This is a genomic window from Paenibacillus sp. JJ1683, assembly GCF_053006485.1.
This window is the reverse complement of record NZ_CM129820.1, coordinates 2,058,197-2,076,363: the sequence shown is the minus strand read 5'-3', so window position 1 is coordinate 2,076,363 and position 18,167 is coordinate 2,058,197. Positions and strand designations below refer to the sequence as shown.

16 protein-coding genes are annotated in these 18,167 nt (G+C 45.0%); 5 read left to right on the top strand and 11 right to left on the bottom strand.

Translation table 11 applies throughout. The features are described 5' to 3' along the window. Positions 1 to 161 precede the first annotated feature (161 nt). The gene (locus tag ACUC6J_RS09140; protein WP_031463284.1) at positions 162 to 1,193 is read right to left on the bottom strand and encodes an FUSC family protein; all 1,032 of its coding nucleotides are present in this window, start codon (positions 1,191 to 1,193) and stop codon (positions 162 to 164) included. 355 nt (positions 1,194 to 1,548) lie between these two features. On the opposite strand from ACUC6J_RS09140, the gene ACUC6J_RS09135 reads away from it, so the two are divergent. After that, entirely contained in the window at positions 1,549 to 2,718 is a 1,170-nt protein-coding gene (locus ACUC6J_RS09135; RefSeq protein WP_447250097.1) for a glycosyltransferase family 4 protein, read from the top strand. Positions 2,719 to 2,751: 33 nt separating this feature from the next. Here ACUC6J_RS09135 and ACUC6J_RS09130 read toward each other — a convergent pair whose 3' ends face one another. The 5 genes from ACUC6J_RS09130 to ACUC6J_RS09110 all read right to left on the bottom strand — a co-directional run bounded on the left by ACUC6J_RS09130 (position 2,752) and on the right by ACUC6J_RS09110 (position 8,468). Then, positions 2,752 to 3,384, bottom strand: a complete 633-nt coding sequence (locus ACUC6J_RS09130) for a DUF2238 domain-containing protein (protein ID WP_113050637.1) — start codon at positions 3,382 to 3,384, stop codon at positions 2,752 to 2,754. Positions 3,385 to 3,410: 26 nt separating this feature from the next. After that, positions 3,411 to 3,614, bottom strand: a complete 204-nt coding sequence (locus ACUC6J_RS09125; protein WP_016819189.1) for a YwbE family protein — start codon at positions 3,612 to 3,614, stop codon at positions 3,411 to 3,413. 69 nt (positions 3,615 to 3,683) lie between these two features. Beyond that, on the bottom strand, positions 3,684 to 4,424 hold the full coding sequence (locus ACUC6J_RS09120; protein WP_447250096.1) for a DUF1361 domain-containing protein: 741 nt from the start codon (positions 4,422 to 4,424) through the stop codon (positions 3,684 to 3,686). 215 nt (positions 4,425 to 4,639) lie between these two features. Then, entirely contained in the window at positions 4,640 to 7,192 is a 2,553-nt protein-coding gene (locus ACUC6J_RS09115; protein ID WP_447250095.1) for a beta-mannosidase, read from the bottom strand. 208 nt (positions 7,193 to 7,400) lie between these two features. Beyond that, positions 7,401 to 8,468, bottom strand: coding sequence for a LacI family DNA-binding transcriptional regulator (locus ACUC6J_RS09110; RefSeq protein ID WP_016819186.1), 1,068 nt, complete (start codon positions 8,466 to 8,468; stop codon positions 7,401 to 7,403). Between the two features lie 278 nt (positions 8,469 to 8,746). Between ACUC6J_RS09110 and ACUC6J_RS09105 the strand changes: the two genes are divergently transcribed. Continuing rightward, the gene (locus ACUC6J_RS09105; RefSeq protein ID WP_031463280.1) at positions 8,747 to 10,438 is read left to right on the top strand and encodes an ABC transporter substrate-binding protein; all 1,692 of its coding nucleotides are present in this window, start codon (positions 8,747 to 8,749) and stop codon (positions 10,436 to 10,438) included. Between the two features lie 62 nt (positions 10,439 to 10,500). Here ACUC6J_RS09105 and ACUC6J_RS09100 read toward each other — a convergent pair whose 3' ends face one another. Genes ACUC6J_RS09100 through ACUC6J_RS09085 form a run of 4 tightly spaced genes read right to left on the bottom strand, consistent with a single transcriptional unit; the run spans position 10,501 to position 12,709 of the window. Beyond that, complete coding sequence (locus ACUC6J_RS09100; RefSeq protein WP_447250094.1) at positions 10,501 to 10,998, bottom strand: MFS transporter; 498 nt, start codon at positions 10,996 to 10,998, stop codon at positions 10,501 to 10,503. Continuing rightward, entirely contained in the window at positions 10,989 to 11,723 is a 735-nt protein-coding gene (locus ACUC6J_RS09095; RefSeq protein ID WP_447250093.1) for an MFS transporter, read from the bottom strand. Before ACUC6J_RS09095 ends, ACUC6J_RS09100 begins: the two co-directional genes overlap by 10 nt. A gap of 2 nt (positions 11,724 to 11,725) precedes the next feature. Then, positions 11,726 to 12,286: a GNAT family N-acetyltransferase gene (locus ACUC6J_RS09090; protein ID WP_447250092.1), complete on the bottom strand. Its 561-nt coding sequence runs from the start codon at positions 12,284 to 12,286 to the stop codon at positions 11,726 to 11,728. A gap of 60 nt (positions 12,287 to 12,346) precedes the next feature. Further along, a complete protein-coding gene (locus ACUC6J_RS09085) occupies positions 12,347 to 12,709 on the bottom strand; it encodes a DUF2500 domain-containing protein (RefSeq protein WP_025364603.1) in 363 nt (120 codons plus the stop codon). A 408-nt stretch (positions 12,710 to 13,117) separates the two neighbouring features. Between ACUC6J_RS09085 and nrdI the strand changes: the two genes are divergently transcribed. The 3 genes from nrdI to nrdF all read left to right on the top strand — a co-directional run bounded on the left by nrdI (position 13,118) and on the right by nrdF (position 16,731). Then, positions 13,118 to 13,477: a class Ib ribonucleoside-diphosphate reductase assembly flavoprotein NrdI gene (gene nrdI, locus ACUC6J_RS09080; protein WP_016819181.1), complete on the top strand. Its 360-nt coding sequence runs from the start codon at positions 13,118 to 13,120 to the stop codon at positions 13,475 to 13,477. Then, on the top strand, positions 13,464 to 15,548 hold the full coding sequence (gene nrdE / locus ACUC6J_RS09075) for a class 1b ribonucleoside-diphosphate reductase subunit alpha (RefSeq protein ID WP_447250091.1): 2,085 nt from the start codon (positions 13,464 to 13,466) through the stop codon (positions 15,546 to 15,548). The genes nrdI and nrdE overlap by 14 nt, the downstream gene beginning before the upstream one ends. 217 nt (positions 15,549 to 15,765) lie before the next feature. Next, entirely contained in the window at positions 15,766 to 16,731 is a 966-nt protein-coding gene (gene nrdF, locus ACUC6J_RS09070; protein WP_013370558.1) for a class 1b ribonucleoside-diphosphate reductase subunit beta, read from the top strand. Positions 16,732 to 16,872: 141 nt separating this feature from the next. On the opposite strand, the gene ACUC6J_RS09065 is transcribed toward nrdF, so the two are convergent. Continuing rightward, positions 16,873 to 18,108 carry an MFS transporter gene (locus ACUC6J_RS09065; protein WP_447250090.1) on the bottom strand — a complete coding sequence of 412 codons (1,236 nt, stop codon included), beginning with the start codon at positions 18,106 to 18,108 and terminating at the stop codon, positions 16,873 to 16,875. Positions 18,109 to 18,167 lie beyond the last annotated feature (59 nt).

Sequence of the window (18,167 nt, the reverse complement as noted above, 5' to 3'; positions counted from 1 at the left end):
ATTGTAGCAAGTTCAGTCCCTGTTCGCAACCAGTGGGCTTTTTTTGTGCTTTCTGGCAACCTTCCATTAGCCTGTTCCTACTTTATTAAATTCATTACATAAAAAAGCGACCGTCCATCTGATTGATGAATACGGTCGCCTTTTCTTTTTTCCGAAATCGCCTATCGGCTCTCTTCCACAGGATGAATATGGTCGGCCAGTCTGCTCAATCGCTCCAGTTGATGACCATAGTCGTACATCGTCGCAGCTACGATGGAAAGTCGTAGCATTCCCTCCTGACAATGGTCAAAACGTGTAATTGCATGCTTCATAAAATCACCGTTAGCCTGCTGGAACAATTCACTTTCATCCTCATTTGGTTTCAGTTTATTTTCGAATTTCAGCAGAGCGTGCTCGTGGAAACGAATCAGCCGCTCCAGATGGTCGTCAAAAAACGCATCTGTTCCCTCTGGACGTAAAGATTGGAAGTAGTGCCTTTCCACCGCATCCAAGACCTCGTAACCTTTGTGCAAACTTTCGAGCATTTGTTTGTATACGACCATTTGTCTCGTCTGACTGAACTTGGTGCGCTTGAGCTTTTTCTGCTCCTCTTCGAACAAATGATATTTATCCGAGAGTGATTTAATAGCCCCCTCCAAATTTCCTTTTTCCTCTCTAAAGACAGACTCCTTAATCTCATCAGAAATGGCAGTTCGCAGCAGCAAGGACATGCTGTTAAATACATTTTGAATCTGATTGATAAACTGCCTTTTCGGTTTGGGAGGAAAAACGGTAATGTTGATGACAAAAGCAGACACAATCCCGATCAGAGTCAGCGCAAAGCGGGTTACCGCAAATTTCCAGTCCCCTGAAGCTTCCATGACAGAAACAACGGTCACAAGTGTCAATCCAACCGTATCAGCCATGTTTATTTTCAGACATATCATAAGTACCAATACACATACCAGTCCGACCGCAATCGGCTCATTCGAAAATACCATTCCGCCCAGCAACGCCATGATTGCACCTAATGTGCTTGTTTGGAGTTGATCCAGAAAATAACGCCACGACCTATATATCGACGGTTGCATGGCAAAAATAGCGGCTATCGCTGCCCCCACAGGCGAATGGGTGTTCAAAAGCGTGCTCAGAAAAAGGGCGAGCGTCACTGCGATTCCCGTTTTTAACACCCGTGCTCCAAAAGCCACAGCCATCCCTCCTGCTTACCCTTCAAATTTATTCATACCGAATTACTATAATGAAATTTCAAGACAAAGTCCATGTTTTATTATTACCCAAAACCATCGGAGATCAGGAATATTTATGAAATGTACAGCTCCTACTAGGATACATATCAACAGAATTAACCGATATGCATCAACCTCACAAGAGGAACTTATCGTGTCATGGATTAGTAAAATCTGAGAAGAGCGCCTGTCCGCAGGCCAACTTTTACAAAACCCAGCAAGCCCGTAAACAAAATCATGACACAATAAAAGCCGGAGCCTCCAAGCAGACTCCCCTGGAACGTCATAGAATAAATGAGAATGGCGGAGGAGGAATGAAGGCATGCTTCGAGTCGCATTATTTACAGACACGTATACGCCTGATGTCAATGGCGCTGCTCTGACACTGGAACGATGGATTGGCTATTTGGAGACACATGGGGTATCTACGCTTGTCTTCGCACCAGAGGCAGATCATCATCTGTCCTCGGGGCCGGGTGTGGAGCGATTTCGAAGTATTCCCTTTTTATTGTACCGGGAATGCAGACTTGCGATCCCTAATGCCAAACAAATCAACGAGCGCCTGTCAGCCTTTTCCCCGCATCTAATTCATGTCGCTACTCCGTTTAACCTTGGCTTGTATGGAACAAGCTACGCTGCCAAACACCATATTCCACTCGTCGCCTCCTATCACACCCACTTTGATAAATACCTCGAATATTACAAGCTTCGCTGGCTTGAACCTGCATTATGGAAATACATGCTCTGGTTTCACAGACATTGTGAAAGGGTATATGTCCCCTCTCGGTCAACCATGGAATTGTTACGCAATAAAGGAATGGGACAGCTCGAAATCTGGGGTAGAGGAATTGATACCGACCGCTTCCAGCCCACAGTGAATCGCGAAGCGATATGGGAAAAATGGGGTGTTCGTGCAGACGCATTTGTGATTTTATATGTGGGCAGACTTGCACCGGAAAAGGGGATAGACACGTTACTGGATTCCTATCTCCAGTTACCCGACGACGTCCGCGCAGCCTCAGTACTGGTCATTGCAGGAGATGGCCCATTGTTTAAGTACAAAACTGCAGCAGATATCGGGGTGCCAGAGCACACAGTTCACTGGCTTGGTTTTGTAAAAGGACCGGAATTAGCTGAACTCTATGCTGCAGCCGATGTATTCCTCTTTCCCTCCACTACAGAAACCTTCGGTAACGTCGTGTTGGAGGCTATGGCCAGCGGCACACCCGTGATTGGCGCGAATGAAGGCGGGGTCAAAGACAATATAATTGATGGGGAAACAGGGCTACTGTGTCCAGCTGGGGACGCGGCTGCCTTTGCCAAAGCTGTACTCCTGTTGTACGAGGATGCCCCACTTCGCGACTTTCTGTCCAGAACCGGTAGAGCATACAGTCTGGAGCAGACATGGGACCGTATTTTTGAGCGGCTGCTGGACAGCTACATGGATGCAGCGACCCTACATCTCGACAGTTACCCTGTGACGCGAATATAACCCTCAAAAATATTGGACTTTCAAGAAACCCTGCTACACCTTTAGCTGCTTGAGCAGCTTGTTATGTACCCCGCTTAACAAAATCACCGCTGTCAGGGCACCGATGAACGCAAGAAGCATATCCCATTGAGTATCCCATATATCTCCCTGTGTTCCCAAAAAGGCCTCTGCCGCTGTACCGGTTGCCTTGGCAACGGCAAACTCAATCAATTCGTACACAGCACTGATCGCAAGACATACACTAACCGTTAGAAAAGTGAGCCAGCTCCCGCTTCCCAAAGCCGTCTTACGTAACAGCACTTCCCTTACAATGAGTGCAGGCACAAAACCTTGCGCAAAATGCCCAAGTCGATCATAATAATTGCGCTCCAGCCCAAACGTATCCCGAATCCAGTTGAATAGCGGCATTTCAGCATAGGTATAGTGCCCGCCGACAATCAGGATCAATGCATGTAGCCAGATGAGGGTGTATACCAGATTGGTAAACTGAAATCGACGGTAAATAGCCGCCAGCAGTACACCTCCCAAAACGGCTGGGAGAACTTCCAGTACCCATGTAAAATAATCCGCCGGACGAACCAAGGACCAAATGAGAGCAAGCACCAGCAGTACAAGTAAAACAAGCGGGTAACGATCATTTTTAGACCATGCCGTTGCCTGATTCATACATCATCCCTCCTAATCCTACAGCTCTATCCTTCTTTCATTACAATATGTTTGACACGTCCAACCTGCCCGTCTGCCAAACGTACTTTGATTCCATGCGGATGACGCGGGGAATTGGTCAAAATATCCTTCACCGTTCCTCGCGTCAGCTTACCCGTGGGCTGATCCTTTTTAAGCACAATATCCACCTGAAGACCAGCGCGGATATCAGATCGGTTCTGTCCGTTCATTGTAGCTATTCCTCCTTTGCCTTTACATTTTATCTTATGATGATAATTAGCCACTCAGCCCCATCGTAATCACCAGCGATGCCATTCGTCCCGGCGGCTGTTCCCCATCCAGACCACGCACATCGTGGATACATAGCTAACGAGCATAATCACGAATACCATCCCGCTAAACTCCACAAAATGCGTGCGTTGCAAAGAGTCTGCCCATAAGGAAGATATTTGTGTGTACAACTGGGACGGCGCAGACACAATATCCCATGTGTTTCCTCGAAAGAAACGACCAATATAAATCCCCAGGCTACTTAGCAGAAGTACCGCCAGCATAAACAACCAGCTGACAATCCCGCCTCGAGCACGCTGCACCAATTGTCGTACGGATTCAAGCGATACAACCCCCATGGTGAGACCAAGCACAGCTACCAACAGCATCCCTAATACATGATTCCAAAAATACGGATTGCCCCAAAAACGCTGCTCCCCGAGAAATGGATATCTGGCGAATACATGCAGCAAATCTGTAATCAAATAGGGTATATTGGGATAAAAGAAAAGCCAGCCAGCCCCTATGATCCAGAGCATAAATGTCCTCGTTCCCCGTCTCCACGAGCAATGAATGACATCTAGCAAAAGCGTCAGCAGCATAGGAATCCAGGCCAGCATCATATTCCACCAAATAAAAAAATAAGGGCGGCCCCCTGAGGGCAATCGCACGTTAATGATCCACAATGTACTGATTACGGAGCATAAGGCCAGTGCAATAAAAATATAAAGTTTGACTGGATAATTTAACGATCTTAAACGGTCATACATATGTTACTTTCCCTCCTTGTAACCGTCCATCCTTCCTGACGTTCCAATTTACACCTGTTCTGGACAGTGTACACCACAATGGCTTCAAGCTCAATGGAAGCGCTCCACTCTGCATAAAATGAAGATAAAAAAACATCTGTTCTCCCGAAGTTGACCTCATGTCCCCGGGAGACAGATGCTTACTGTATTCAAGGCGGATAAGCTTTTACAGTCCTCTACCCTTGTATCCAATTGACCAATGATTGTACCGTCAATGCACCTGGCGCAGCTGCCTCAAATGCGGAGGCACCGTTACGCAAGGTCAAAAATTCCACCGTTTTGGGAATACCGGGAGCCAGATCCAGGTGGTTGTCACTGAAAATCCCCTCCTGTTCTGCGGTCAACCACACATGTCTAGCAAGTGTATCCGAACAGAGCATGAATCTACTGCCCCCACTTCCCTGTATCTCTGTCACTTCAATTTTCGCCAGAGGTAAATCCATCTCTTTCGTGCCTGCAAAATAAATTTCGCTGGAGGCCACCTGTTCACCGTTTTGTATCAGACGTGCGACCAGCATATGCTCCGTACGATCCAGGCCATTCAGCCATTGGTCGGTAGGCAGTATATGTACGATCCCTGCGCCGCCCGCCGGCTGTTCTACCTTAACGTTCTCATCACGAATAGCCTGACTGCCACGGATATGCAAAAGCGTCAGCCGCAGCGTACCTGCTATCGGCTCTAGCGTATCGTTAACCAGATGCAGTTCTTTACTCCCCTGTTCCGTATCTACTGCACTCAAGAGCACATCGGCAAAGCTGCGTTTAGCTGTATATTGAAGCGCCTTCCAACGACCAAAATAGTCCATACTCGACCAAGAGGCAACGGGCCAGCAGTCATTCATCTGCCAGTATAATGTCCCCATGCAATAGGGCTTGTGACGACGATGGGCCTCTACAGCCATTTTCATCGCCTCTGCCTGTAAAACTTGGCTCATGAGAAGAAAACATGTAAAATCCTTGGGCTGCCGCATGTACCGTCCTATGTATTCTTGAATCAACCGATTGCCTGAACCGTTTTTTTGATGTGCCAGCATCACCGCAGATTCCAGTTCCAAATCCTTCTCTTCCGCATACGTGCGAACAGACTTGTATTCAGGAAAGGACTGAAAACCATACTCACTCATAAAACGGCCCACATGTATGTGATAATTCTCAAACGGCTCAGACGCATGCCATACTCCCCAATAATGAATGTCTCCTGCTGTTGAGGACGGATGAGCATGCTGGTTTCGATCTCCGGTCAGGTCAATTAGCGGTGAGGAGGGCCAATATGCCGTCTGCGGAGCCCAGGTATTTACCGCCTCCGGTAAAATCCGGTGAAAGAGCGTCTCATAATCATCCCATAGGCGTTCCCGTTGCTCAGGCGTGTAGGCCTTTTTCCAGCCCCAGCCCGCATTTTCTTCATAATGGGCCCACGCAGAATCAATCTCATTATTGCCGCACCATAACGCAATGCAAGGATGATGGCGCAATCGCTTGATGTTATCTTCGGCTTCCTGCGTCACATTGTCCAAAAAAGCCTGATCCCCCGGGTACATGCTGCATGCGAACATAAAATCTTGCCACACGAGCAAGCCGTATTCATCACACAAGTCATAAAATACGTCTTGTTCATAAATACCGCCACCCCACACCCGCAACATATTCATATTGGAGGCGGCTGCACTGGCAATTTCATGCCGATATCGTTCCAACGTAACTTCGGCAGCAAAGCTGTCATTCGGAATATGGTTGGCTCCTTTAGCAAACACGGGGATTCCATTCAGTTCAAAATAGAAGCTTTCGCCTGCCGTATCCCGCTCACGTATAAGACGGATCGATCGCAGTCCCGTTTTCACTGATTTTTCCGCAATCACCGCTTCCTGTGCTTGCTCCTTCAATTCGGCTACAAACGTATACTGAAGCGGCTCTCCCAGTCCACGACACCACCACAGCTTCGGCTCCTTTATCACCAGCCCCAGCTCCACTGTTTGCTTTCCCTTCCGCAGGCGAACCGGTTTGGACCATACCCCGCCGTCAACAGAAATACACAACTCGGCATCTCTAATCTCATCTGCATTTTCAATTTCTACCACTGCCGTGAGTTCAGCCCTCTCCGTACTCACTTCGTCCTGTCGAATAAATAAGTCTCTCACGATCAGTCCAGACCAAGCTTCAATCCGAACCTCTCTCCAGATTCCGCTCGTCACCAGTCTTGGTCCCCAATCCCAACCATAGTGATAGGGAGCCTTACGAGCGAAAACGCTTACTTTTTTATCGGACAAGCCACCTATCTCGGACTGATCATTCGGTGCGGGAAGTCCATAGCCCAACCTTTCCAGCTTAGGCACATCTTCCGTAATTGGAGAGCGAAAATGGATTTCAAGCCGATTTTTCCCTTGCTGAACAAATGCCTTCACATCCTGTCTCCATACCCGAAACATATTATTGGCCGATAAGACAGCTTGACCATTTACTCTTACATCTGCGTATGTGTCCAGGCCTTCCAACACCAGCTCTACACATTGACATTGAAGCTGCTTTGCATCTATCTCAAAATAGGCTTCGTATATCCAATCCTGCTTATCAACCCACTGTACCTCTATCTCGTTCATACCGATAAAAGGGTCAGGAATTTTACCATGTTGCAAAAGATCGGTATGCACACAACCCGGCACTTTCGCACTGAGCCACTCATCAGTTTGTGCTTCCCTAAACCTCCAGCCATCCAATCCTATTACATTAATCATCGTCGCAAGCCTCCCTATAAGGATGATTGGGAACATCTGGATCACTCATTAACATAACAAAAATAACATTAAGCTAACAAGTTAGTCAATTGTTTTTTTGGAACAACCGGTAAAACACAAAATAAAAGTCGCCCTCTACCCCTAAACAGGCTAAAAGCGACTTCCCTCGTCTTCACTGCGGATCGAATTCATCCCACATATCCGCACATCAACTATATTTAATTGTGCTAAAGGAACGATCACGATCATCATTTTCCCGGCTGATCCGTGGCGCGTGAACTTCCCGTATGAGTAGATCAGCGTGCAGCAGCTTTTTTTCCACAGGCGAGCTTGGATTCATGATGCGCCATAATAACTGGTCCACCGCTCGCATCCCCAACAGTTCCTTATCCACTCTCACCGTGGCATAGATCGGCATTTGATCATTCGTATCGTCAAACCCGGTCACCCCGCACCGCCTCGGAACGTCAATCCCCTTTCCTTTCAGCACTTCCACGACTTGCGAAGCAGTCACGTCATTAGCGCAAACAAAAACCTCTGGCAGCTCATCCTCGGGCAACTTGTCCATTTCCTCGGCAAGTGCCTGCGCTCCCCCATAAATAAGGGCTTTGTTCTGCCGTAATTCTACTCCGCTCATTTCCAGTGCGGACCGAAAAGCTTCCCAACGTTCATAGAAACTGTGAGCGTCGTCAATATGACCCACAAACTGAAAGTGGGCATAACCCCTACACAGCAAATCCTTCATTAATTCATTCATGCATGTGCGATTATCCGTAAACACCGCATCACTTAAAAATGCAGAGTCCCAATGATCCACCATGACGACTGGAATACCCATTCGATAAATGTTCAGCAACAACGTAGTTGAAATTGTTCCTACTGTGATAATCCCTTTAATGGCCTCCGGGTTCAGCAAAGAAAACATATCATCAGTTGAAGGCTCCGTTAACGTGATCATATCCAATCCCTTGCGGTTCAGACGCTCGGAAATCCCTTCAAATACAGGTCCCCAGTACCTGGACTCCCGATTCTGGTGTCGAATATTCGGAAATAACACCAGCACGGTACCCGACCATTCTCTGGCATCTGTGTCCCGAGGCTCTACCCCGGTCATTTTGGGATGACTGCGAAAATAACCCATCTGGGCAGCAAGCTTAACCAGCAGCGCCCTCGTCTCTTCACTTACACCGGGTTTGCCTGACAGTGCACGTGAAACAGCGAACTTTGAAACACCCGCCGCATCCGCAATTTCCTGCAATGTTACTTTTCCACGCATCTCCTCACCCAACCCTATTCGAAATCTTTTTCTACCTTAGTCTTCTAAATATACAGGTATGCCTATAAACTGGTACCATCGTAGCATACTTTGTTTTAGATCATCAAACGATGGATTTGCACAAATCCACACCTTTCATTAAATATGTTTGCTTAATAAAAAACAAAACACATAACAAATAAACATAAATAACTTGACGTAAGGTTCTTTATTTCCTACAATTTACTAATGAAAGCACTTACATTGTGTAAATCATACTTATTAAGGGGGATTTGCAGATGTTCACGAACAGGTCGGTACAACAATGCTCCATCCTGCTTCTGGCTTTGCTGCTGCTCGTTACAACGGGCTGCGCGAATAGCAAAGGCGGTACGGCAGAAAAGGAAGACCCCGATGACACCAGTCCCATTACATTAACGTTCTTTGGCGGTGACTCAAGCTCCAACTGGAATAACATGAAGGACGCTGTCGGGCAGGAAATTATCAAGAAAACGGGTGTTACACTAAATGCCGAACATGCTGTTAACGGTCGAGGTGAGGAAAAGTTTGCCTTAATGGCTGCTAGCGGAGAGTACCCTGATCTCGTGTACCCCAAAGGAGACATTGGAAAGCTGGTCGATGCCGGAGCACTCATTGACTTAACCGACCTGATTGATAAATACGGTCCTAACATTAAGAAAGTGTATGGAGATTATTTTAATCGTATTAAATACAGTAGTGAAGATCCCGCCATTTACACCATCCCAACCAATTTGGGCGTAGATCACATCGCGTTTGATGCACAAGCAGGCTTCGAAATCCAGCATCAAGCCCTTAAGAAACTCGGATACCCCAAAATTCGCACCGTTCAAGATTTTGAAAAAGCACTTAAAGATTATGTCGCCAAATACCCTACTACCAATGGCCAGCCTACCATCCCTTTATCACTCGATGCCGAGGACTGGAAAATGCAGATTACTGTGACAAACCCGGCAGTTACAGCTACAGGTGGACCAGACGATGGAGAATATTATATTGATCCTAAAACACACAAAGCCATTCTTCACTACAAACGCCCGGAGGAGCGAGAGTATTTTCGTTGGTTAAACCATATGTACAATGAAGGTCTGTTGGATAGGGATACTTTTGTACAAAAAAGTGATCAATACAAATCCAAAATCGCCGCAGGTCGTGTCATCGGACTGATTGATCAGGAATGGAACTACCAGGATGCCGAAAATGCGCTCAAGGCAGCAGGTAAGGATGAATACACCTATTCCCACTTTCCGGTCACTTTAAATGAGCAATACGAGGATCATTCCCTCCAGCCCATTGGTTTCGATACTGCGTCTGGGATTGGCATTACAACTTCATGCAAAAATCCGGTGCGAGCGATCAAGTTTCTGGACTTCCTGGCCTCCGATGAAGGGCAAATTTTACGTAATTGGGGAATCGAAGGCCAGCATTACAATGTAGAGAACGGCAAACGAGTCATTCCTGCAGCTGTGCAAGAACGCAAAAACAAAGATAACGCTTCTTTTAGCAGAGAATCAGGTATCGGTTTGTATTGGATATGGGGACCACATTACGGCGATAGCGTGAAGGACCCTACTGGCAACTATTACACAACCAATTATCCGGAGATGATTACCGAAAATTATAGCCAAGCGGAAAAAGAATCCCTTCAGGCATATAAAGCTCGGACATGGAAAGACCTGTTCCCGAACGAAAAGGATTTTCCGGTAAAAGAGTGGGGTGCTGCCTACAACATGCCTGTTCCGACCAATACAAATTACAATGTTATTTATCAGAAGTCGCAGGACATTGTACGCAAACGGATTCCTGAGGCTGTACTCGCCAAGCCAGATCAATTCGATGCCGTGTATGACCGCATGCTCCAAGAGCTGGATCAGGCGGGTGTACCAAAGGCTGAAGAAATCTTCACTGGCCTGATTCAAAATCGTCTGAAGCTATGGTATGGGGAGAAGTAGAGATTGATTGCTACTAAAGTATATAAGGGCTGACAGTCAAGACCTGTCAGCCCCTTTTTACACTAAACATTCTGTTTTGTTACTTTTTCTTTCCAGCTATTATTTTTCCTGGACACCCGGTGGACATAAAGCAACAAAAAGATTGGGATCAATGCAATCCCGCCACACAGCACCCAAGATATCTGAATAGGTGTTTGATCTGAAGCAAGATTGGTAAAATTACGGCTTACGACTCCTGTCACGAATAAACCTATGCACATACCTAGTTGGGAAATGGCAGAATCCAGAGATAGCAGTGTTGAACGATATTCATTAGAGATTCTTTTGTTCAGAAAAATTTGTTTGGCAACCGGGTACATCCCTCGCCCAATTTCATAGATTAAAAAGGTAAGCAGTACAGGATAAAACGTGTTGAAAACACCGGCTAAAATGAGCCATATCCCAATCATCCCGCAAGCATACATGAGTATATGTACATCACTATAACGTGCGCCTAGCTTTCGAACCAAATAGCTTCCCAAAGTCATACATAGTGAATAGCCCGCCTTGATCAATCCCATAATCCAAATTCCTTGTTCAGAAAGACCGACCAGACGTGGCTGTTGAAATGTATTCCCCGCCGAATTCGAAAAGCTAAAAATAAACCAATAACAAACACAATCCAGATCGACTTATTTTCAAAACCGATACGGACACTTTCCCCGATAATCGTTGTAATGCGAGTAGCAGATGTTTCTCGATGGGTAATATTCTTCTCTTTCATATAAAAGCAGCATAGAATAATACATAAGATAATAGAGACAATGCTGGCTGCCCAGGGAAGTGAATAGTTAAATGTTGCGAGGAAGGCCCCCAACAGACCACAAATAAATCCCGAAATGTACTGTATACTGTTTGAGGTTGTAAAAAGAACTTCCATGGGCTTATCACTGTTTTCCACAACCCAGGATTCCAACGAGCCTGATTGCAAGCATATTGACAGCCCCCCAAAAACTTGTGCGAACACAAGCAGCCACATGCGATCTGTCCAAACGAACAATACACTGTAGACTAGAAAACAACAAAGCCCCAAAACAACAGAAATTTTTCTTCCATATTTGTCTGCAATAGCTCCAGTTGGTATTTCAAACAGAAAAATACTTACAAAGAATACAACCAGCAAGAAGTTCGCACTTTGCAGAGAAAGTCCTTTAGCTAACAGAAATAAGATGAGCGTAGTTCCCGTGATTTCACTCATAAAAAATTGAAGAAAGCTGACGGAGTAAAATAGCTTATGTGGCCTCACTTTCAGGGCTCCTTCGCTTGCTCTACAGCCTCATATTCATTTCGCAACATCCCCATCTGAATGATGTCATAGTACTGTCCTTCCCTGAATAGCTTTTCTCGTAGTCGGCCTTCCTCCTTAAAGCCACATGCCAGATAGCAACGATATGCACGTTCATTGAACGCATAGACCTCCAGCTCCAGCCGATGCAGATTCAGTGAATGAAATGCAAATTTTTGTATCAATCGTATCGCTTCCCGCCCATATCCTTTGCCCAGATCACCGTCGCGCCCGATTACAATACCAAGGGTGGCGTGCCGATTTAGCCAGTTGATTTTGAATAAATCGAGTTGTCCAATATAGTCCAGTGTATCTTTATGTGCAATGACAAAGCCCTTGATCTCAGAGTTGCCGTCAATCATCATCTGTACAAAAGATTCACTATTAGCCTGTGAATGCGGATAGATAAATACGTCGCTTAATCCATGTGTGATTGCCGGGTCATTAACCCATCTTCGGATATCAGGTATATCCTCCTGACGGTACTCTCTTAATACAATTCGTGCTCCAATGATATGTGGCATCGTCAGCTTCCTCCCTATTATGTATTGGTTCTGGTAATACTCTATCACCCTGTCCCCCTTTTACGCTCCCATTAATCTCACAAACTCCAGGAAACGTGTACCTTTATAATGAACCTCCCCGCGATCCCCGATTACAATCATTCCGAAGTCCGTATCCTTCACCTCCAGCTCCTTACGCTCCCCCCTGTCAAATTCAAAGGTGATATAGTAATCGGTCGAAGCTGAAAAATTGCCTGACCCCCCACGCACTCTCGTTCGCTTATCCACAACCTTGCAAGAACGTTGGACCTGTTCGGCTGCTTGATTGGAAAGACCTGCACTTATCGATTTGACAATTCCCATAATGATTACAAAAGCAATGAGTCCAAACACGACAAAAAAGATAATACTAAACGGTTGAAATGCCATAAAACCACTTCCCATTTGCTTCATCCTTTCTACAGTAAAATGTAAATTTTCCATTCTATTGCCCATTGACAAATCGTACATCCTCAGCTTAAAAAACTCCAATACTTTTTTAACATACTTACGAAAAAAAAGTTCTTTCGCTCTTTTCCGCACCCTGCTTGGACTTACACCCGATCTGGGTCCTCTGAGCCTCTCTAGACCGATTGACAAAACTATATATAGATATAAAATAGAAAATGTACTCTAAATATAGTGTAAAAAACGTATTTATGCCCGATATCTTGAAGATAAAGGTATGAAAATACATGTAAATATAGAGTCAAAAATCTTAAATGGCGCAGCCAGCAAGGGATTACAGCTATGATGGGTCTCTTGGCAATGCCGTTTTCTTTTTTTCGTTAATTGTTAAGGAGGTTGCACACCATGCTGATTGCTTATGATTCCAAGACCGGCAATGTAAAAAGATTTATAAACAAGCTCAAGCTTCCGGCGGTTCAGATTGAGGAGCAAATGACTATAGAAGAACCTTACGTACTCATTACATATACAACCGGGTTTGGGCAGATACCTGAGAGGGTATCTTCATTTTTGAAAAAAAATGCACAAAACCTTGTTGGTGTAGCTGCAAGCGGCAACCGTAACTGGGGTGAGAAATTTGCCAAAAGTGCGGATTTGATTGCCGACCATTATAATGTCCCCGTGATTAGCAAATTTGAATTATCTGGAACGTTCGGAGATGTGGAGCGTTTTAAACAGGAGGTGAGCCGAGTTGCGGCATATTGAATTGAACAACATGTTGATGAAACGCGATACAGACGGCTTTTTCCAATTGGAAAAGGACCAAGAGGCTGTAGCAGAATTTATGAAGGAAGTTCAAGAACGAAGTTTGAAGTTTGCTGACACAGCTGCTCAAGTGCTGTATATGATTGAGAATGATTATTACGAAAATTTCTATAACAGCTATACAGCTGATGAAATTAATGATATTTTCCATATCACTCATAGCTATAATTTTAAATTCCCTTCCTATATGGCAGCATCCAAGTTTTATACTGATTATGCAATGAAGAGTAACGACCGTAAAGTCTATCTGGAACACTACCCTGACCGGGTGGCTGCTGTCGCCCTGCATTTGGGACGCGGCAACGCCGATACGGCGCGCCTGTTGTCCCGCTCGATGATGGAGCAACGTCTTCAGCCAGCTACACCAACCTTCCTGAACGCTGGCAAAAGCCGTCGTGGGGAATTGGTGTCCTGCTTCTTGCTCGAAATGGATGACTCTCTGAACTCAATCAACTATGTATTGAACACTTGCATGCAATTGTCCAAAATTGGCGGCGGTGTTGCGGTTAACCTGTCGAAGCTGCGGTCACGCGGCGAGGAAATTAAAGGTGTAGAAGGCGCAGCAAAAGGCATTATGCCTGTGCTGAAGCTGATGGAAGATGGTTTCTCCTACGCGGATCAAATGGGTCAACGTAAAGGCTCTGGTGCAGCCTATTACAACATTTTCGGATGGGACGTGCTGGAGTTCCTGGATAGTAAAAAAATCAATGCTGATGAAAGAGTACGTCTCAAGACACTTTCAATCGGATTGCTGGTGCCGAACCGCTTTTACAAGCTGGCACAAGATAATGAACCGCTGCATGTATTTGCACCTTATAGTGTGTTCAAGGCTTATGGAACACATTTGGACGACATGGATCTGGATGAAATGTACGATACGCTGCTCGCTGACGATCGAGTGAAGAAAAAAATAGCGATGAGCGCACGTGATATGCTGACGAAAATTGCCATGATTCAGTTGGAGTCTGGCTATCCATATATTATGAACAAAAGTAACGCAAATCAGGCGCATGCTCTTAAAAACGTGGGCCAAGTCAAGATGTCGAACCTATGTACGGAAATCTTCCAGTTGCAGGAAACTTCCGAAATTACAGATTATGGACAACAGGATATTATTCGCCGAGATGTAAGCTGTAACCTGGCTTCCCTGAACATTGTAAATGTGATGGAACATGGCAAAATCCGTGAGTCCGTTCATGAGGGTATGATTGCTCTTACCTCGGTCAGCGATATGACCCAAGTAGCTAATGCCCCAGGTGTTGCAAAAGCGAACCGTGAAATGCATTCCGTTGGTCTAGGTGTCATGAATCTGCACGGCTACCTTGCCAAGAACAAAATTGCGTATGAAAGCAATGAAGCGAAGGATTTTGTCCGTACCTTCTTCATGACGATGAACTATCATTCTATTGAAAAGAGTATGGAAATCGCAAAAGCAGCCGGACAAAGCTTCTATGGATTTGAGGAATCAGATTATGCGACAGGTCTATATTTTGACCGATATCTGAACACGGATTATCGTCCAACAACGGCACGTGTGCAAGAACTGTTCAAGGACATTTATATTCCAACTCAAGCGGATTGGGATAAACTAAAAGCAGACGTCAAGAAGAACGGTCTGTATCACGCTTATCGTATGGCGATTGCTCCTACTGCCAGCATTTCGTACATTCAAAATGCAACGTCCAGCGTTATGCCAATTGTTGAGCAAATCGAGACTCGTACCTATGCGAATTCGACGACTTACTATCCGATGCCGTATTTGCAAAAGGATAATGTATTCTTTTACAAATCCGCTTATCAAATGGACCAATTCAAAGTGCTTGATCTGATTGCCGAAATCCAGCCTCACGTGGACCAAGGAATTTCGACTGTACTTCATGTGAACAGTGACGTGACTACGCGTCAGTTAGCACGTTGCTATCTGTATGCCGCACATAAAGGACTTAAATCGTTATACTACACACGTACCAAAAAACTGTCTGTGGAAGAGTGCCTCACTTGCTCCATCTAATGCATATATGGTAACAAGCTATAAAATAAAATTAGATTTTGAATAGATATGAATGCTTGGCATTAGAAGCTGTATCCAGCGCGTGGTTCAGACCTTTACAGGATTGGACAAAGCCCTCACGGATACAGCTTCCGTATGTCAAGCATACGATGACTCTCCGGTAACATCTTACGTGTGTTTCTAGGGAATCTCGCAAGCTGAAGGGAGAATGCTAACAATGACAGGTATACAAGCCGTAAACTGGAACCGCTCGGACGATGATTTCACACTGATGTTCTGGAATCAGAATATTATGCAATTTTGGACGGATGATGAAATTCCGCTGTCTGACGATAAAATGTCCTGGGTAACCCTCAGTGATATCGAAAAAGAAGCCTACATGAAGGTGCTGGGCGGCTTGACTCTGCTAGACACCATTCAAGGCGGTGTGGGGATGCCGCAAATTATGGAGCATGTAGACGGACTGCAACGCAAAGCGGTATTAAGCTTTATGGCGATGATGGAGCAAATTCATGCCAAGTCGTACAGTAGCATCTTTACCACCCTGGCTTCCACGGAAGAAATTGACGGTGTATTCCGCTGGGTGGAAGAAAATCCGCATCTTCAGACCAAAGCAGAAACCATTCGTCAGTATTATATGAACATCCATACACCGAAAGACCTGTATCTCGCGATGGCTGCGTCGGTACTGTTAGAAAGCTATTTGTTTTATAGCGGCTTCTTCTACCCTCTCTATCTGGCAGGTCAAGGCAAGCTGACATGCAGCGGGGAAATTATCGACCTGATCCTGCGTGACGAAAGTATTCACGGTGTCTATGTAGGTGTACTGGCACAGGAGATTTATGCAGAACTGGACGAGGAAGAACAACGTGACCTCTACCAGACGCTGGTAGGCTTGCTGCGCTACTTGCACAATAACGAAGAACAATATACCGAGCAAATTTATGCCCCTATTGGACTTGTAGACGATGTTAAAGTCTTCTTGCGCTACAACGCCAACAAGGCCATGATGAACCTGGGCTTTGACCCACTTTTTGAAGAAGAAGAAGTCAATCCCATTGTATTCAACGGCATCAGCACCCACACCAAGCAGCACGATTTCTTTTCTAAAAAAGGAAACGGCTATGTACGGGCAATGAATGTAGAGCCGCTGACAGATGATGATTTTAACTTTGGCGTTTAAGTACACATACGTAAAATTAATTTAGCAAGGCGTTACTGTAAAATAATAGGGTTTCAGAACTTGTTCCTAAGTTCTGAAACCCTATTATTTTCTTAAAACTACCTGCTATGCAGGTGATTACGGAAAGCTTCGAGCGGTAGTTTACATATTCACATCCGTTCTCTTATATAAAACTGGTATTGCCACTGCTATAAGAATCATCCCCATAAAAGCGGGTGTGGCATGACCAAGTGATACATAGATTTGGCCTCCAATGATAGGCCCAATCATTCTTGCCAAAGCCTGGATAGATTGACTACCGCCTTGAATCCTTCCTTGTTCACTAGAATCGACAGACTTGGAGAGCATCCCATTAAATGAGGGCCCAAAGATCGAATCACCAAAACCAAATATAAACATTCCGGCGATAATAAGAGGATAGAATGAGAACAAAGCAGATAGCGCAATAAGACTGTAGCCTATAATCTCGGAGAACATTCCAAGAATGGCTATCTGTTTATCACTAAGTTTTTTTAAAAGCTTTGGCATGATGAAACCTTGTGAAATGATGTCTTGGAAACCCATAATTGAAAACATAAGTCCGATTAGTGCAGGCTTCCAACTGAAGGTATCCATTGTAAATTGAGAGAAAACTGCCTGTAAAGATCCGTTGGGTATCCAAAGTAAGAACGCTGAGACAAGTAGCCTTTTCACGTTTTTCATGGAAAGTACGTTTGCAAGCTGTGTAAATGGATTCAGTCTTACAAAGGTAATCTCTTTCAGTCTATGTTTCTTGTCAAGACTCTCAGGCATAAAAAAGAATCCATAAACAACATTCAATAAAGTGATTATTGCTCCAAAATACATAGGTACAGAATAACCAAACTTGGAAAGTAATCCACCTAGAGTTGGACCAATGACAGTGCCGACACCTACAACTGCACTCAACCATCCAAAGTATTTAGTTCTCTGTTCTGGAGGAATGATGTCTGCAAAATAGGCGAAGATCGTGCTTATGCTCCCACCTGTTACACCTTCTATGATACGCCCAGCAAATAGTACCCATACAGCTCCTCCTATACCAAAAACTAAGTACCCGATTGCGGAACCCAAAAGGCAGACTAAGAGCAAGGGTCGACGGCCATATTTGTCGCTCAAAGCTCCAAGTACGGGAGCCGCAAAAAACACGCAGAATGCATAAACAGAGGTCAGGAGCGTAACAACTATAGCTTGTTCTCCCGGATTGCTTGTATAAGGCTGCACTAAGAATGGGACGACAGGTATTATAATACTGAAGCTTATTCCGCAAAGAAACACAGAGATAAGGCCGAATATTAAAGCGTGTTTATCTACGGTTTGTTCTGTGGTCTGTTTATGGTGTGATCTAAATTTGAACACTTAAATTCTCCCCTCAAAAGTTGCGATTTTACTTCCTAGGAAACAAAATTATCGTATCA

Excerpts from the sequence above, each read along its gene's own strand:
- ACUC6J_RS09105 (WP_031463280.1), top strand. The coding sequence starts at position 8,747 with ATGTTCACGAACAGGTCGGTACAACAATGCTCCATCCTGCTTCTGGCT.
- ACUC6J_RS09125 (WP_016819189.1), bottom strand. The coding sequence starts at position 3,614 with ATGAACGGACAGAACCGATCTGATATCCGCGCTGGTCTTCAGGTGGAT.
- ACUC6J_RS09135 (WP_447250097.1), top strand. The coding sequence starts at position 1,549 with ATGCTTCGAGTCGCATTATTTACAGACACGTATACGCCTGATGTCAAT.
- ACUC6J_RS09120 (WP_447250096.1), bottom strand. The coding sequence starts at position 4,424 with ATGTATGACCGTTTAAGATCGTTAAATTATCCAGTCAAACTTTATATT.
- ACUC6J_RS09085 (WP_025364603.1), bottom strand. The coding sequence starts at position 12,709 with ATGGGAAGTGGTTTTATGGCATTTCAACCGTTTAGTATTATCTTTTTT.
- ACUC6J_RS09110 (WP_016819186.1), bottom strand. The coding sequence starts at position 8,468 with ATGCGTGGAAAAGTAACATTGCAGGAAATTGCGGATGCGGCGGGTGTT.
- ACUC6J_RS09100 (WP_447250094.1), bottom strand. The coding sequence starts at position 10,998 with ATGGGATTGATCAAGGCGGGCTATTCACTATGTATGACTTTGGGAAGC.
- nrdF (WP_013370558.1), top strand. The coding sequence starts at position 15,766 with ATGACAGGTATACAAGCCGTAAACTGGAACCGCTCGGACGATGATTTC.
- ACUC6J_RS09115 (WP_447250095.1), bottom strand. The coding sequence starts at position 7,192 with ATGATTAATGTAATAGGATTGGATGGCTGGAGGTTTAGGGAAGCACAA.
- nrdI (WP_016819181.1), top strand. The coding sequence starts at position 13,118 with ATGCTGATTGCTTATGATTCCAAGACCGGCAATGTAAAAAGATTTATA.
- ACUC6J_RS09140 (WP_031463284.1), bottom strand. The coding sequence starts at position 1,193 with ATGGCTGTGGCTTTTGGAGCACGGGTGTTAAAAACGGGAATCGCAGTG.
- ACUC6J_RS09090 (WP_447250092.1), bottom strand. The coding sequence starts at position 12,286 with ATGCCACATATCATTGGAGCACGAATTGTATTAAGAGAGTACCGTCAG.
- ACUC6J_RS09130 (WP_113050637.1), bottom strand. The coding sequence starts at position 3,384 with ATGAATCAGGCAACGGCATGGTCTAAAAATGATCGTTACCCGCTTGTT.